The organism is Stutzerimonas stutzeri (genome assembly GCF_002890915.1).
Lineage (GTDB): Bacteria > Pseudomonadota > Gammaproteobacteria > Pseudomonadales > Pseudomonadaceae > Stutzerimonas > Stutzerimonas stutzeri_AF.
The window spans coordinates 156,988-172,626 of record NZ_POUT01000006.1 but is presented as its reverse complement, the minus strand read 5'-3'; the positions used below and the strand labels follow the sequence as shown (position 1 = coordinate 172,626).

At 66.3% G+C, this 15,639-nt stretch carries 15 protein-coding genes; 11 read left to right on the top strand and 4 right to left on the bottom strand.

Annotation, left to right across the window (positions count from 1 at the left end; genetic code table 11):
- Nucleotides 1–133 precede the first annotated feature (133 nt).
- The 10 genes from CXK94_RS12535 (at nt 134) to CXK94_RS12490 (ending at nt 7,140) form a co-directional block, all read left to right on the top strand.
- A complete protein-coding gene (locus CXK94_RS12535) occupies nt 134–1,108 on the top strand; it encodes a KpsF/GutQ family sugar-phosphate isomerase (RefSeq protein WP_037038466.1) in 975 nt (324 codons plus the stop codon).
- A complete protein-coding gene (locus CXK94_RS12530) occupies nt 1,108–1,632 on the top strand; it encodes a KdsC family phosphatase (RefSeq protein WP_037038465.1) in 525 nt (174 codons plus the stop codon). The genes CXK94_RS12535 and CXK94_RS12530 overlap by 1 nt, the downstream gene beginning before the upstream one ends.
- An 8-nt stretch (nt 1,633–1,640) precedes the next feature.
- Nucleotides 1,641–2,213, top strand: a complete 573-nt coding sequence (gene lptC, locus CXK94_RS12525; RefSeq protein WP_102894586.1) for an LPS export ABC transporter periplasmic protein LptC — start codon at nt 1,641–1,643, stop codon at nt 2,211–2,213.
- Nucleotides 2,200–2,745: a lipopolysaccharide transport periplasmic protein LptA gene (gene lptA / locus CXK94_RS12520; RefSeq protein WP_037038463.1), complete on the top strand. Its 546-nt coding sequence runs from the start codon at nt 2,200–2,202 to the stop codon at nt 2,743–2,745. The genes lptC and lptA overlap by 14 nt, the downstream gene beginning before the upstream one ends.
- On the top strand, nt 2,745–3,470 hold the full coding sequence (gene lptB, locus CXK94_RS12515; RefSeq protein WP_102894585.1) for an LPS export ABC transporter ATP-binding protein: 726 nt from the start codon (nt 2,745–2,747) through the stop codon (nt 3,468–3,470). The genes lptA and lptB overlap by 1 nt, the downstream gene beginning before the upstream one ends.
- A 146-nt stretch (nt 3,471–3,616) precedes the next feature.
- Nucleotides 3,617–5,125 carry an RNA polymerase factor sigma-54 gene (locus tag CXK94_RS12510; RefSeq protein WP_102894584.1) on the top strand — a complete coding sequence of 503 codons (1,509 nt, stop codon included), beginning with the start codon at nt 3,617–3,619 and terminating at the stop codon, nt 5,123–5,125.
- Between the two features lie 76 nt (nt 5,126–5,201).
- A complete protein-coding gene (gene hpf, locus CXK94_RS12505) occupies nt 5,202–5,510 on the top strand; it encodes a ribosome hibernation-promoting factor, HPF/YfiA family (protein WP_037038460.1) in 309 nt (102 codons plus the stop codon).
- A gap of 8 nt (nt 5,511–5,518) precedes the next feature.
- Entirely contained in the window at nt 5,519–5,983 is a 465-nt protein-coding gene (gene ptsN, locus CXK94_RS12500; RefSeq protein ID WP_037038458.1) for a PTS IIA-like nitrogen regulatory protein PtsN, read from the top strand.
- 12 nt (nt 5,984–5,995) lie between these two features.
- A complete protein-coding gene (rapZ, locus tag CXK94_RS12495) occupies nt 5,996–6,853 on the top strand; it encodes an RNase adapter RapZ (RefSeq protein ID WP_037038453.1) in 858 nt (285 codons plus the stop codon).
- 14 nt (nt 6,854–6,867) lie between these two features.
- Entirely contained in the window at nt 6,868–7,140 is a 273-nt protein-coding gene (locus CXK94_RS12490; protein ID WP_037038451.1) for an HPr family phosphocarrier protein, read from the top strand.
- 331 nt (nt 7,141–7,471) lie between these two features.
- Here the strand turns inward: CXK94_RS12490 and pmbA are convergent, their stop codons facing one another.
- Complete coding sequence (pmbA, locus tag CXK94_RS12485) at nt 7,472–8,818, bottom strand: metalloprotease PmbA (RefSeq protein WP_102894583.1); 1,347 nt, start codon at nt 8,816–8,818, stop codon at nt 7,472–7,474.
- Nucleotides 8,819–8,930: 112 nt separating this feature from the next.
- On the opposite strand from pmbA, the gene yjgA reads away from it, so the two are divergent.
- A complete protein-coding gene (yjgA, locus tag CXK94_RS12480) occupies nt 8,931–9,452 on the top strand; it encodes a ribosome biogenesis factor YjgA (protein ID WP_037042600.1) in 522 nt (173 codons plus the stop codon).
- Between the two features lie 51 nt (nt 9,453–9,503).
- On the opposite strand, the gene tldD is transcribed toward yjgA, so the two are convergent.
- Genes tldD through CXK94_RS12465 form a run of 3 tightly spaced genes read right to left on the bottom strand, consistent with a single transcriptional unit; the run spans nt 9,504 to nt 15,632 of the window.
- A complete protein-coding gene (gene tldD / locus CXK94_RS12475) occupies nt 9,504–10,946 on the bottom strand; it encodes a metalloprotease TldD (RefSeq protein WP_102894582.1) in 1,443 nt (480 codons plus the stop codon).
- 2 nt (nt 10,947–10,948) lie between these two features.
- Nucleotides 10,949–11,800 carry a carbon-nitrogen hydrolase family protein gene (locus CXK94_RS12470; RefSeq protein ID WP_102894581.1) on the bottom strand — a complete coding sequence of 284 codons (852 nt, stop codon included), beginning with the start codon at nt 11,798–11,800 and terminating at the stop codon, nt 10,949–10,951.
- A gap of 31 nt (nt 11,801–11,831) precedes the next feature.
- Complete coding sequence (locus CXK94_RS12465; RefSeq protein WP_102894580.1) at nt 11,832–15,632, bottom strand: YhdP family protein; 3,801 nt, start codon at nt 15,630–15,632, stop codon at nt 11,832–11,834.
- Between the last annotated feature and the right edge of the window lie 7 nt (nt 15,633–15,639).

Here is a 15,639-nt window from a genome sequence, read left to right as displayed (position 1 = left end):
TTCAGCTCCGATTCAGCTTGCGCAACGATGATCGACCGGCGCAACGGACAGCCGCGCCCTGCTACTTTTTCGATGAGCCACGCCCCGTTTCCCGCTATAATCGCCGCCTTTTAATCGGACGACCTCGCCAACGATGAGCCAGAGCAGCCAACTGATCGAGACCGCACAACGCACCATCCACCTGGAAATCGAAGCCGTGGAGCAGCTCAAGGCGCGCATCGACGAGCGCTTCGTCCAGGCTTGCGAACTGATCCTGAACTGCAAGGGGCGGGTCGTCGTGGTCGGCATGGGCAAGTCCGGGCACATCGGCCGCAAGATCGCTGCCACCCTGGCCAGCACCGGCACCGCCGCGTTCTTCGTCCACCCCGCCGAAGCCAGCCATGGCGACATGGGCATGATCACCCCGGACGACGTGGTACTGGCGCTGTCCAACTCCGGCACCACCAGCGAAATCGTCACCCTGCTGCCGCTGATCAAACGCCTGGGCATCACCCTCGTCAGCATGACCGGCAACCCCGAGTCCGTGCTGGCCAAGGCCGCCGCGGTCAACCTGGACGCCAGCGTCGCCATCGAAGCCTGCCCGTTGAACCTCGCGCCGACCTCGTCGACCACCGCCAGCCTGGTGCTCGGCGACGCCCTGGCCATTGCCCTGCTCGAGGCGCGCGGCTTCACCGCCGAGGATTTCGCCTTCTCCCATCCCGGCGGTGCGCTGGGCCGGCGCCTGCTGCTCAAGGTCGAACACGTCATGCACACCGGCGAGCGCCTGCCGAAGGTCCCGCGCGGCACTTCGCTGCGCGATGCGCTGCTGGAAATGACCCAGAAAGGCCTGGGCATGACCGTGATCGTCGAGGCCGACGGCCGCCTGGCCGGGATCTTCACCGACGGCGACCTGCGCCGTGCGCTGGACAAGGGCGTCGACGTGCGCCAGACCCGCATCGACGAGGTGATGACCGTCCACGGCAAGACCGCCAATGCCGAGATGCTCGCCGCCGAAGCGCTGAAGATCATGGAAGACCACAAGATCAGCGCGCTGGTGGTCATCGACGAGCAGGAACTGCCGATCGGTGCGCTGAACATGCACGACCTGCTGCGCGCGGGGGTCATGTAATGCACGAACAGCTCCTGCAGCGCGCCCGCGACATCCGCCTGGCGATCTTCGACGTCGACGGCGTGCTCACCGACGGTCGGCTGTACTTCCTCACCGACGGCAGCGAGTTCAAGACCTTCAACACCCTCGACGGCCACGGCATCAAGATGCTGATCAACTCCGGCGTGCGCACCGCGATCATCAGCGGCCGCAAGACCCCGGTGGTCGAGCGCCGCGCGCAGAACCTCGGCATCCAGCACCTCTATCAGGGGCGCGAGGACAAACTGGTGGTGCTCGACGAGCTGCTGGCCGAACTGCGCTTGAACTACTCTGAGGTGGCCTACCTCGGTGATGACCTGCCGGACCTGCCGGTGATTCGCCGGGTCGGCCTGGGCATGGCCGTGGCCAGCGCCGACGCGTTCGTCCGCGAGCACGCCCATGGCGTAACCCAGGCGCGCGGCGGCGAGGGTGCGGCGCGCGAATTCTGCGAATTGATCATGCGCGCCCAGGGCACCCTGGCTGCCGCTCAAACCGCTTATCTGTAGGGGCCTCGATGTTTCGCAAACTGCGCTTCGCTGCCGTTCTCGCCCTGATCGCCGCCCTGCTGGTGGCGATCGGCTACTGGAACATCCGCCCGGAAAGCTTCATGCAGCAGCCAGCCACCGTCAGCGGCGAGGAGCCGGAAATCGACTTCTACGCGATCAACTCGCGCACCGTGCAGTATCAGCCCGACGGCAAGCGCCACTATGAAATGACCGCGGACAAGGTCGAGCACCTGCGGGCCAGCGAAGTCAGCCTGCTCACCCGCCCCGACCTGCTGGCCTATCGCGGCACCGAACTACCCTGGCATGCGCGCAGCGAGCGCGGCGAAGTGTCCGCCGACGGCAGCGAGGTGGAGCTGATCGACCAGGTGCGCATCGAACGCACCGACGCCAAGGGACGACCGACGATCCTCACCACCAGCCGGCTGACCGTGCTGCCGGAGAAGGATTATGCCGAGACAAGCCAAGCCGTTAGAATCGAGGCCGCCAATGGCGTGACCACGGCAACCGGCATGAAAGCGTATCTGGATGACGGCAGGATGCACCTGCTGTCCAACGTAAGAGGCCAGCATGAGCTGCGTTAAGACCTTCCCCCTCCTGCTCGGTTTGAGCGCATTCCTGCTTGGCGCCACTGCCTGGGCGCTTCCCGAAGACCGCGACCAGCCGATCCGCGTGCAAGCCGATTCCGCCGAACTGGACGACAAGCAGGGCGTCGCGGTGTACCGCGGCGACGTGGTGATCACCCAGGGCACCATGAAGATCACTGGCGACACGGTGACCATCACCCAGGACAGCAACGGCGATGTCGAGGTCTTCACCTCCATCGGCAAGCCCGCCTACTACGAGCAGAAGCCGGCGGTGGACAAGGAAATCGTCAAGGCCTACGGCCTGACCATCCAGTATTTCGCCGCCAACGAACGCATCGTCCTGATCGACCAGGCCAAGGTGGTCCAGGAAGGCAACACCTTCGAAGGCGAGAAGATCGTCTATGACACCCGCCGCCAGATCGTCAACGCCGGTCGCGCGACCAACACCGACGTGACCACACCGCGCCCGCGGGTGGACATGGTCATCCAGCCGCGCAAGAAGGAAGCGGCAGCGGAGCAACCCCAGTAATGGCCGTCCTCAAAGCCCAGCATCTGGCCAAGAGCTACAAGAGCCGCCAGGTCGTGCGCGACGTCAGCCTGTCCATCGAGAGCGGCCAGATCGTCGGCCTGCTCGGCCCGAACGGCGCCGGCAAGACCACCTGCTTCTACATGATCGTCGGCCTGGTCAACGCCGACCAGGGCCGCGTGCTGATCGACCAGCACGACGTCACCCATCTGCCGATGCATGGCCGCGCCCGCGCCGGCATCGGCTACCTGCCGCAGGAAGCCTCGATCTTCCGCAAGCTGTCGGTGGCCGACAACATCATGGCGATCCTCGAGACCCGCAAGGACCTGGACCGCAGCGGCCGCCAGCAGGCCCTGGAAGGCCTGCTGCAGGAATTCCACATCAACCATATCCGCGACAGCCTCGGCATGAGCCTGTCCGGCGGCGAGCGGCGGCGGGTGGAAATCGCCCGCGCCCTGGCCACCGCGCCCAAGTTCATCCTGCTGGACGAGCCCTTCGCCGGCGTCGACCCGATCTCGGTGGGCGACATCAAGCAGATCATCCACCATCTCAAGGCCAAGGGCATCGGCGTATTGATCACCGATCACAACGTGCGCGAGACCCTGGACATCTGCGAGACCGCCTATATCGTCAACGACGGCCAGCTCATCGCCGAAGGCGATGCGCAGACCATTCTCGACAACCAGCTGGTCAAGGAAGTCTATCTGGGCCACGAATTCCGCCTGTAGAGCGGTTTTTTTGCTCGGCTCGGCCAATCGGCCCTAGGCAAAGGCTTCGCCAGCAGGCATATAATTTGCTTTCTGTCGGCGCCCAGCGCGTCACATGTCGGAACAGGCGCGGTTGCGCCGGCATAAAAGGTTCGAAGTCCTCTGCCATGAAACCATCGCTAGTCCTCAAGATGGGCCAGCAGCTGACGATGACGCCGCAGCTGCAACAGGCCATACGCTTACTCCAGCTTTCGACGCTCGACCTGCAGCAGGAGATCCAGGAAGCGCTGGACTCCAATCCCATGCTCGAGCGTGAGGAAGACGGCGACGATTACGACGGCGGCGACCCGATGGCCGAGACCGCCGATACGCTCGGCGACGGCGCCTCGCAGACCAGCGCCAGCCAGGACAGCCAGTACCAGGAACCCACGCATAGCGCGGAAAACCTCGACGACACGGAATGGGGCGAGCGCATTCCCAACGAGCTGCCGGTGGACACGGCCTGGGAAGACATCTACCAGACCAGCGCCAGCAACCTGCCCAGCAATGACGACGACGAGTGGGACTTCACCAGCCGCACCTCCAGCGGCGTGAGCCTGCAGAGCCATCTGCTGTGGCAGCTCAACCTGGCGCCCATGAGCGATACCGACCGTCTCATCGCCACCACCCTGATCGACTGCATCAACGACCAGGGCTACCTCGAGGAGTCGCTCGAGGAGATCGTCGACTCCTTCGATCCCGAACTGGAGATCGAGCTCGACGAAGTCGAAGTCGTGCTGCGCCGCATCCAGCAATTCGAACCAGCCGGCATCGGCGCCCGCGACCTGCGCGAGTGCCTGCTGCTGCAACTGCGCCAGCTGCCCGAGCGGACCCCGTGGCTGAGCGAGGCCCAGCAGCTGGTCGGCGACTACCTCGACATCCTCGGCAGCCGCGACTACAGCCTGCTGATGCGCCGGCTCAAGCTCAAGGAAGACGAGCTGCGCCAGGTCATCGAGCTGATCCAGAGCCTCAATCCGCGCCCGGGCTCGCAGATCGAGGCGAGCGAGCCGGAATACGTGGTGCCCGACGTCATCGTGCGCAAGCACAACGACCGCTGGCTGGTCGAGCTCAACCAGGAAGCCATGCCGCGCCTGCGCGTCAATGCCCAGTACGCCGGCTTCGTCAAACGCGCCGACTCCAGCGCCGACAACACCTTCATGCGCAACCAGCTGCAGGAAGCCCGCTGGTTCATCAAGAGCCTGCTCAGCCGCAACGAGACGCTGATGAAGGTCGCCACGCAGATCGTAGAGCACCAGCGCGCCTTCCTCGAGCACGGCGACGAGGCGATGAAGCCCTTGGTACTGCACGACATCGCCGAGGCGGTGGGCATGCACGAGTCGACCATTTCCCGCGTGACCACGCAGAAATACATGCACACGCCGCGCGGTATCTACGAACTCAAGTACTTCTTCTCCAGCCATGTCAGCACCGCCGAAGGCGGCGAATGCTCGTCCACCGCGATCCGCGCGATCATCAAGAAGCTGGTCGCCGCGGAAAACCAGAAAAAGCCGTTGAGCGACAGCAAGATCGCTGGTTTACTGGAGGCGCAGGGCATCCAAGTGGCCCGCCGCACGGTCGCCAAGTACCGGGAGTCCCTCGGCATCGCACCGTCCAGCGAGCGCAAACGATTGCTGTGACCGGCCATCGATCGAACCGTTCCAGGTCGGCCGGTCCGCCAGCCTGCTCTTCGCACAAGGCAAAGGAGATAGCAGTATGCAAGTCAACATCAGCGGTGTTCATCTGGAAGTAACCGGCGCCCTGCGTGACTACATCGAGGAGAAATTCGACCGGCTCGCCCGGCATTTCGACCGCATCATCAACATCCAGGTGGTCCTGCAGGTCGAGAAACTCAAGCAGAAAGCCGAAGCGACCCTGCACGTCGCGGGCCGCGAAGTGGTGGCCAATGCCGAGCACGAGGACATGTACGCCGCCGTCGACCAACTGGTCGACAAGCTCGATCGCCAGCTGATCAAGCACAAGGAAAAACAGCTCGACCATACTCAGGGCACCGTCACCCGCTGACCCCTCCTATGATCCGACTCGAAAACATCCTGACCCCCGGACGTTCCCTGGTGAACGTCCCGGGCGGTAGCAAGAAGCGTGTCCTGGAACAGATCGCCAAGGTGATCGCCCAGGACCTGACCGATCTCGATGCCCAGACCATCTTCGAAAGCCTGATCGCCCGCGAGAAGCTGGGCTCCACCGGCTTCGGCAACGGCATCGCCATCCCGCACTGCCGGATGGTCGGCTGCAATGCGCCGCTGAGCGCGATACTGCGGCTGGAAACCCCGGTGGATTTCGACGCCATCGACGGCGTTCCCGTGGACCTGCTGTTCGTCCTGCTGGTACCGGAGGCGGCCACCGACGAGCACCTCGAACTGCTGCGCCAGATCGCCAGCATGCTCGACCGCGAGGACGTACGCCAGCGCCTGCGCCAGGCGCCCACCAACCAGAGCCTCTACCAGGTAGTGGTCGATGTGCAGAACGGCGCTTAGCGGAATGACCAGATGCGGCTGATCATCGTCAGTGGGCGCTCGGGCTCGGGCAAAAGCACCGCGCTGGACGTGCTCGAGGACAACGGCTTCTACTGCATCGACAACCTGCCGGCCGGGCTGCTGCCCGAGCTCGCCGAACGCGCGCTGCTGCATACCGAGCTGCTGCATCCGCAGGTCGCCGTGTCGATCGATGCGCGCAACCTGCCCAGCCAGCTCAAGCGCTTCCCCGAGTTGCTCGAGGAAGTTCGCGCACGGCACATCCAGTGCGACGTCATCTACCTGGATGCGGACGACGAGACGCTGCTCAAGCGCTTTTCGGAAACCCGCCGGCGCCACCCGCTGACCAACGAAAGCCGCTCGCTGGCCGAAGCCATTCACGACGAGGAGCAGCTGCTGGCAGCGATCGTCGATCATGCCGATCTGAAGATCGATACCACGCACCTGAACCTCTATCAGCTGCGCGATACGCTCAAGCTGCGCCTGCTCAACAAGCCCGAGCCCGGCACCGCCTTTCTCGTCGAATCGTTCGGCTTCAAACGGGGCATGCCGGTCGATGCCGACCTGGTGTTCGACGTGCGCTGCCTGCCCAATCCCTACTGGAAGGCGGAACTGCGCGACTTCTCCGGCCTCGACCAACCCGTCATCGATTACCTCGCGGCACAGCCCGACGTCGACGAGATGTTCCAGGACATCCACGCCTACCTGAGCAAATGGCTGCCGCGCTTCGCCGCCAGCAACCGCGCCTACGTGACCGTTGCCATCGGCTGCACCGGCGGCCATCACCGTTCGGTCTATCTGGCCGAGCGCCTGGGCCAGGCACTCAAGGGGCCGCTGAAGAATCTGCAAGTCCGCCATCGGGACCTTGCCTAGGAATACCTGCCGCCATGCCCGCCCGCGAAATCACCATCATCAACAAACTCGGCCTGCATGCACGCGCAGCAGCCAAATTCGTCGGTGTCGCCAACCGCTATCCCTGCGACATCCGCATCGGCCGCTGCCCCGCCAGCCTGGTGGATGGCAAGAGCATCATGGCCGTCATGATGCTGGCCGCCAGCAAGGGCACCACCTTGCATCTGCATACCGAAGGCGAGCAGGAAGAAGATGCGCTCGAAGCCTTGATCGGCTTGATCGAAGACTATTTCGAGGAAGGCGAATAGCAGGCTGTTGAAAAACGTAGGCGAGGCAGCCAGCGCAAGGCGCAACGACCAACGGGAGTAACAGCCGAAGGCTGGCCCGAAGGGTGAGCGTCAGCGAATCAAACAGGCGAAAAAGCGCAGTTTACGAGTGGTAAATGAGCATTTTGATCGGACTCGCGCACGAGCCTGTTTTTAACGCCGCGATGGCAACGCAGGTCGTTTTTCAACAGCCTGATAGAGATTCGCTCGTTGGGCTTCGCTGCGCTCAACCCAACCTGCGTGGCTACACCTCAGTTGGGTCGGGCGGCGTTCCGCTGAAGCGCAAAGCGCCGAAGCCCGACCCGACATTCCCCTATTTCCCGGCCACCGTCATGCGCTCGATCAGCACCGAGCCGGTACGCACGTTGCCGCGCGTCTCGACATCGCAGCCGACCGCGACGATCTGGCGGAACATGTCGCGCAGGTTGCCGGCGATGGTCACTTCCTGCACCGGGAACTGGATTTCGCCGTTCTCCACCCAGTAACCACCGGCGCCCCGGGAATAATCGCCGGTAACCAGGTTGAGCCCCTGCCCCATCAGCTCGGTCACCAGCAGGCCGCGGCCCATGCGGCGGATCAGCGCGGTCTGGTCTTCGTCGCCATGGCTGACGAACAGGTTGTGCACGCCACCGGCATTGGCCGTGCTCGGCATGCCCAGCTTGCGCCCGGAGTAGGTCGACAGCACATAGGACAACAACCGGCCGTTCTCGACGAACGGCTTGGCGTAGGTGGCCAGGCCGTCGCCGTCGTAGCTGGCGCTGCCCAGGGCCCGCGGAATGTGCGGGCGCTCGTCGAGGCTCAGCCACTCGGGGAACAGCATCTGGCCGAGGGCATCTTCCAGGTACGACGCCTTGCGGTAGAGGTTGCCGCCGGAAATCGCCGCGACGAAGTGGCCGAACAGGCCGGTCGCCAGTTCGGAGGAGAACAGCACGGGCACTTCGCAGGTGGGAATCGGCCGTGCGCCCAGGCGGCGTACCGCACGCTCGGCGGCGCGCCGGCCGATGCTCAGCGGATCGGCCAGGGCCTCGCCCAGGCGGTTGACGTCGTAGTAGTAATCGCGCTGCATCTGCCCGTCGCTCTCGGCGATCATCACGCAGCTCAGGCTGTGCCGGGTGCTGCAGTAACCGCCGATGAAGCCGTTGCTGTTGCCGTAGGCGCGGCAGCCCTGGTGGGTATTGAGGCTGGTGCCGTCGGCGTTGCGGATGCGCCGGTCGAAGGCGAAGGCCGCACCCTCGCAACTCAGCGCCTGCTCGATGGCCTGCTCGGGCGAGATCTCCCAGGGGTGGAACAGATCCAGGTCGGGCAGCTCGCGAGCCATCAATGCGGCGTCGGCCAATCCGGAGAACGCGTCTTCCGAGGCGTGCCGGGCGATGGCCAGGGCCGCCGCGACCGTTTCGCGAATGGCCTCCTCACCACTGCCGGTGGTACTCGCCGAGCCCTTGCTCTGCCCCACGTACAGGGTGATGCCGAAGCCCTGGTCACGGTTGAATTCGACGGTTTCCACCTCACCCTGACGCACCGTGGTGGACAACCCCTGCTCCATGGAGACCGACACTTCGCTGGCACTGGCGCCCTGCCGGCGCGCCTCCTCGATGATGCGCTCGACCTTCTCGCGCAAACCGGGCAGCGCGTGCGGACCGATGCCCTCTACTTCGTTCATAAGAACTCCCAAACACTGCATTCGAATCAAGTTGCATCCCCGCGGCGCGCCCTTTGAAGCCTGCCGCCGGGGCTGCTGTTATCATGGCGGCATTTCCTACTGGACCATCCCCATGCCTGAACACTCCGACGTCGAAGATTTCGACGAGAAAAGCAAATCCCAGGTCAAGCGCGAGCTGCATGCCCTGCAGGAACTCGGCGAGCGCCTGACCACGCTCAAGCCCGACCTGATCGCCCGCCTGCCGCTGAGCGACGCCCTGCAGAAGGCCCTGGCCGACGCTCCGAAACACAAGGCGCACATCGCCCGTAAACGCCACATCCAGTACATCGGCAAGCTCATGCGCGACCAAGACGTCGATGCCATCCTGGCGCTGGTCGACCAGCTCGATGCCTCGACCCGCCAGTACAACGAGCGCTTCCATGCCCTGGAGCGCTGGCGCGACCGCCTGGTCGGCGGCAACGACGAGACGCTGGAAGCCTTCGTCGCCGAATACCCCGAAACCGACCGCCAGCACCTGCGCGGGCTGGTCCGTCATGCCCAGCACGAAGCGGCGCGCAACAAACCGCCAGCGGCGAGCCGCAAGATCTTCAAGTACATCCGCGACCTGGACGAAACCAAGCGCGGGCTGAAATAAAGCCACGAGCCGGAAGCTGGAAGCCGCAAGCGGCCCGTACTGCTTCCAGCTTCAAGCTCCCGTGCCCCCCACGGTGATCTCGTCGATCTTCAGCGTCGGCTGGCCGACCCCCACCGGGACCGACTGGCCGTCCTTGCCGCAGGTGCCGACGCCACTGTCCAGCGCCAGGTCGTTACCGACCATCGACACCCGGTTCATCACCTCCGGGCCGTTGCCGATCAGGGTCGCGCCTTTCACCGGCGCGGTCAGCTTGCCGTCCTCGATCAGATAGGCCTCGCTGGTGGAGAAGACGAATTTGCCGCTGGTGATGTCCACCTGGCCGCCACCGAGGCTGGCGCAGTAGATGCCTCTCTTCACCGAGCGGATGATCTCCTGCGGGTCGCTCTCGCCGGCCAGCATGTAGGTATTGGTCATGCGTGGCATCGGCAGGTGCGCATAGGATTCGCGTCGTCCGTTGCCGGTGGGCGCCACGCCCATCAGGCGGGCATTCAGCTTGTCCTGGATGTAGCCCTTGAGCACGCCGTTCTCGATCAGCGTGGTGCACTGGGTCGGCGTGCCCTCGTCGTCGACGCTGAGTGAACCGCGGCGGTCGGCCAGGGTGCCGTCATCGACGATGGTGCACAGTTTCGAGGCCACCTGCTGGCCGATCCGCCCGCTGTAGGCTGAGCTGCCCTTGCGGTTGAAATCGCCTTCCAGGCCATGCCCGACCGCCTCGTGCAGCAGCACGCCGGACCAGCCCGGGCCGAGCACCACCGGCAGGCTGCCCGCCGGTGCCGGCACCGCCTCGAGGTTGACCAGCGCTTGGCGCAGCGCCTCGCGGGCATAGCCCATGGCGCGATCCTCGCTGAGGAAATACTGGTAGCCGGTGCGGCCGCCACCGCCCTGTCCGCCGCGCTCGCGACGGCCGTTCTGCTCGACGATCACGCTGACGTTGAAGCGCACCAGCGGGCGGATGTCGGTCGCCAGGCCGCCATCCATGCCGGCCACCAGAATGTGCTCCCAGACGCCCGCCAGGCTTACCGTGACCTGCTTGATGCGCGGGTCCAGCGCCCGCGTGGCGACGTCGATGCGCTTGAGCAGCTCGACCTTCTCCGCGCGGCTCAGCCCGTCCAGGGGATTTTCGCCGCTGTACAACGCTGCGAAGGCGGCCGTCGACAGCACCTGCACCCGCCCCTGCTGCCCGCTGCGGGCAATCGAGCGGGCGGCCTGCGCCGCCTGGCGCAGCGCATCGGCGGTGATCGCGTTGCTGTAGGCGAAGCCGGTCTTCTCCCCGGACAGCGCCCGCACGCCGACGCCCTGCTCGAGGTGGAAACCGCCTTCCTTGACGATACCATCCTCGAGCACCCAGGATTCGGACACCTGATCCTGAAAGTACAGGTCCGCGGCGTCGACACCCGGGCCAGCCAGCTCGCCCAGCAGATGCGGCAGATCATCGAGCCCCAGGCCGCCGGGCGTCAGCAGCCGCTCGGTGACGGGTAACAGCAGTTCACTCATATTCACTCCAAACTGTCCGTGCCCAGGCACGGTACGGAAAATCGGCGGTGATGCTGCACCGGCATGCGCTGGCGAAGGGCGACCTGCTCGGCCGCATCACGCTCGGCGACCAGTGCCACCTCGCCAGCCGCCTGCTCGCGCAGCAACCGGCCCCATGGGTCAACGATAGACGAATGGCCATGGGTGACGCGACCACCGGGATGCTCGCCACCCTGCGCGGCGGCCAGGACATAGCATTGCGTTTCGATGGCGCGGGCGCGTATCAGTGTCGTCCAGTGCGCCTCGCCGGTTACCGTGGTGAAGGCCGAAGGCGCGCTGATCAGCTCGGCCCCCGCCGCACGCAGCGCACTGTAGAGTTCGGGAAAGCGCAGGTCGTAGCACACGCTCATCCCCAGGCGCCCCACGGGCGTATCGGCCAGCACCAGGCGTTGCCCCGCCGCGTAGTCGTCGGACTCGCGGTAGCGGCGGCGGTTGTCGGCCACGTCCGCGTCGAACAGGTGCAGCTTGTCGTAGCGCGCCACCCGCTGGCCCTGATCGTCGATCAGCAACGAGCAGGCGTTGGGCTTGCCTTGGGGGCGATCGTCCGGCGGCAGCGGCAGCGTGCCGGCGACGATCCATAACCTGAGGTCGCGAGCGGTCTGTTTCAACCAGGGCAGGATCGGCCCGTCGCCGGCCGCCTCGGCGCGGCCCAGCCGCGGCAAGTCGCTGCAACCCATGGCGGCGAAGTTCTCCGGCAGCACGGCCAGGCGCGCGCCTTCGGCGGCGGCCTGTTCCAGCAGGCGCCGCGCGCTGGTCAGATTGCCTGCTACATCGGCCTGGCTGGCCATCTGGATCACGGCGAGAGTCTGGATCATGGCTGAATTGACCACCGCAATGGCCGGCTGCTCAATTGGGTTTCTCGAATGGTTTGTCGTAGCTGATCTTCGGCGACTGCCAGGGACCTTCGACGTCGTACTGCACGCTGGCGAAACGCGCGACCCGGTCGCCGAGCAGCTTGTCGACCACGAACAGTGCGCCGCCGATGGCGGGCGCCCCGACGATCAGCGCCGCCAGCGGCAGATTGTTACTGATCGGCAGGGTCACCAGCAGCTTGGCATCGATCCGGTCCTGGAGCAGATCCAGTCGGCCGTTCAGCTCCAGGTTGCTGGACGGGCCGCTGACGCTGATCGGCTCGCGCGTGTCGAAGACCCCGTCGCTGGCCACCAGCAGACCGCCCACCCGGTCATAGCTCAGGCCCTTGCCGAACAGGTCGGAGAAATCCAGGCGCAGCCGACGACCGATGGCGTTGAAATTCAGCAGGCCGAAGACGCGCAGCGCCTGCGCGCTGCCCTCGACCTCGACGAACTGCCCCTTGCGCAAGCGCGGTTGCATGCTGCCGGAAAAGCGCGCCAGGCCGAACCAGGCCGGCGATCCCGGCCAGCGCCCATCCACCTCCATGCGAAAGGTCTCGCTGGTGACCGAGGGCGCGAAGCCCCAGGCCAGTAGCACGTCGGCCAGGTTGCTGCCTTCCAGGCGCCCCTTGTACCAGGTCTGCGCATCGTGCCAGCCGCCGCTGCCGCCGATCTTCAGCCCCTTGAGATTCAGCTCGATATCGCGGAACTCGACGCCCCCGCTGACCGGTCGCAGCTTCAAGGCCCAGGCTCCCAGCGGATCGTCGCCCAGCGAAACCTGCTTGATGGCAATGTCCATCGGCGGCAGGTTCCGGGGGTCCACGTCCGCCAGCGGATCGGGCCGTGGCGCCTGGCTCTGCCCGGCCTGCGCCGCCGGCAGGCGCAGGTGCTCGAGATTGGCGAGCAGAACGCCGCCAGTGGCATCCGGCAGGCGCACCGTACCGCTGACGATCTGGCTGCGCAGGCCCAGTGTCCAGGCCTCGGTGGCGCGCTGCAGGTCCACGGCGAGATTATCGACACGGGTTCCGAAGCCCTCGAAACGGCCGATATCGACCTGCACCCGCCGCAACAGCGAACCGGCTGTCTGCTGCGGGTCGCCCTGGCCATGGCGCTCGAGCACAGCCTGCCAGGCCTTCCAGTCCAATTCCGACAGCGTGCCACGCACGTTCAAGCCGGCGAGCGTCGGCAGGTTCGCCGCGCCCGGCCCGAGGCGAAGCTCGCCGCGCCCCGCCGTCCAGTTGCCGGCCGGCGCGGCGAAGGCGAGCGTTGCCAGATTGCCGTACTGAACCCCGTAGCGCCGCTCCGTGCCCTGCAGGGTCATGCGCAGCGACGTATCGCGGCGCTCCCCGGTAGCCTTGCCGAACGGGGCCGGCAATTCGATGTTCAGCCCCTGCAGCGAGGAGTCGACCTGCAACCGGCTGTCGCCGCCGGCGAGATTCAGCCTGAGCTGGTAGGGCAGCTCGCCACTGGCCGGCAATGATTGCTGCATACCCAGCCACTCGGTCAGCCGCGCCAGCGCCACGCTACCCTGGGCCTCGATGCGCGTGGCGGGCTTGCCGGGCGAACCGGTCGCCACGGCCTTGCCGCGCACCGTTCGGCCGAAGACCTGGGCGCGGATGTCCTGCGCGCTCAAGCCCGCCTGCGTGTCGTAGCGGAAATTGCCGGCGAGCTGTTCGAAACCGAGTGCCGGCTCGTCGATCCGCAGGGTCGCGCCATGGGTGGCGAAATCGACGGCAACCTGCGGCGTTCCCTTGCCCAGCGGAATCAGCAGATCGAGCGCCCCCTCCAGCGGGCCGCTGCCCTGCCAGCCGGCGAAGAGTTGGCCGGTGCCGATGGGCGCCTCCTGCAGCAGTTTCAGGCCATCGGCCAGGCTGCTGTCGACCTGCCCCCGCAGCGCCAGACGCGGCACCTGGCCCTTGTCGACATGCGGGATGTCCGCCGTCGCCTCATGTACCCGGCTGTCGAGTATCCGCCCCTCGGCGAGCCGTACGCGCACGCCGCTGTCTTCGATCAGTACCTCACCGCGCCCTTCGCGTAGCGCCGGCCAGCCCGGCTGGAACGCCAGTTCGGCATCGCGCACCTTGAAGTACAGGCTCAGGCTGCGGGCACTATCCGCCGCCCCTTTGTTCAGGGCGCCCTGGTACTGGAAATAGCCCTGCTCGATGGCGCCGCCGCGAATCGCCTCCTTGAGCCAGCTCGCCAACGCCGGGTTCAGCGCCGGGGAACGCGTCGGCAGATACTTCTCGGTGTAACGGGCATCGCCCTGGCTGAGCCCGACACGCAGATCCATGTAGTCCTCGGCCTGTGGATCGCGCCGCAGGCGGATCAGGAAATCCCCGGCAATGCGGCCTTCCTCGCCCTCGAGACGCAGATAGGGTGCCGCCAGGGTGAAGGCCTGCTCATCCAGCCGCCAGGTCAGCCGGCCACCACCCTGCCGGTAGCCCCAGGGAGCGGGAAACAGCTGCGCCAGGTGCAGGCTGAAGTTCTCGCTGTCCAGGCGTAGCTCGCCGCCGGCGAGATCGCCCTGGATGCTGCCGCTCAGATTCTCCACTGCCGGAATCCAGTTGTGCGCACCGAAGCCGATGGCATCCAGGTTGGCGGCAAAGCGCAGACGCTCGGGCGAATCCGGCTCATCCCGGTAATCGAGCTGCAGGTTACGCAGCATTCCGCTCGGCGCGAGCGCCGCCAAGGCCTCGCTTCCCGCCGCCGGCAGCGGGGCCAGCCCGTGGACCAGCGTGGCCAGTGGCGCGATCCCCAAGCGGTCGGCCTGCAGGCTCCAGCGCTGCTGCGCCTGGTCCTGTTGCAGGACGATCCGTGCGTCGCCCCAGCGATCGCCAGCGAGGTTGAACGCCAGGCCGTCGAACAGCAGCCGATAGCCCTGCTCGCGATGGTCGAGGTAGGCATTGAGTGCCAGGTCATCGAGTTGCAGCGGCGGGCGATCGGCATAGGCCGCATGCAATTGCGGCACGTTCAGTCGCAACACGGCGCGGTCGAGCCGCTGCCCACGCCAGCTGGCCCAGATCTCGCCACCCGCCTGCAACCGCGGCAGATGCCAGTCGCCGGTCAGGCGTCGAGGCAGCCAGGCCGCCCAGTCGCTTTGCGGCAGACTCAGGTAGAGATCCGCCTCGGCCTGCCGCCAGCGTTGCGGCTGTACCCGGGCCTGCAGCCGCAGCGCCAGCGGCTGGCCATCGGGAAGGACGGTGCGTCCATCCAGACGCAGGCGCTCGCCGTCGATCCGCAGGCCGACATCGGTGTAGGTCAGGGTCAGCGGCGCTTCGCCGAAGGGCTCCAGGGTGAGCTGGCTATCGAGCAATGCCAGGCCACCGATCTTCTGCAGCGCCGCGAGCAGTTGCGGCGGGTCGGGCGACGGCTGCGCCTCGCGCGCCGGCAGCCCGTCGATGCGCCACGTGCCGTCGGCCGTCTCGGCCAGCACCAGATGCACGCCCTCGAACTCCAGCGAAGCCAGGCGCAGTTCGCGCGCCCAGAGGCTGCCCGCCAGGTCGGGGATGATCGCCAGACGGTCCAGGCGCATCGCGCCATCGCCCTCGCCGAGCAGCACGTCATGCGCCAGCAGGCGCGGGGCGAAGCCCTCCCAGCGGCCTTCGAGCCGCCCGAGGGTCACCGGCATGGCGAGCAACTGCTGCGCCCTCTCCTGCACTTGCGCGCGGTACTCGGCCACCAGCGGCACCAGCTGCCGCCCCAGGCTGACGTACAGCGCGGCCAGCACCAGCCCGGCCGCGCCGATCCAGAGCAACTGGCGCGACAAGGTTATGAGGAAGACGGCGAGGCGATTCATGGGGCGG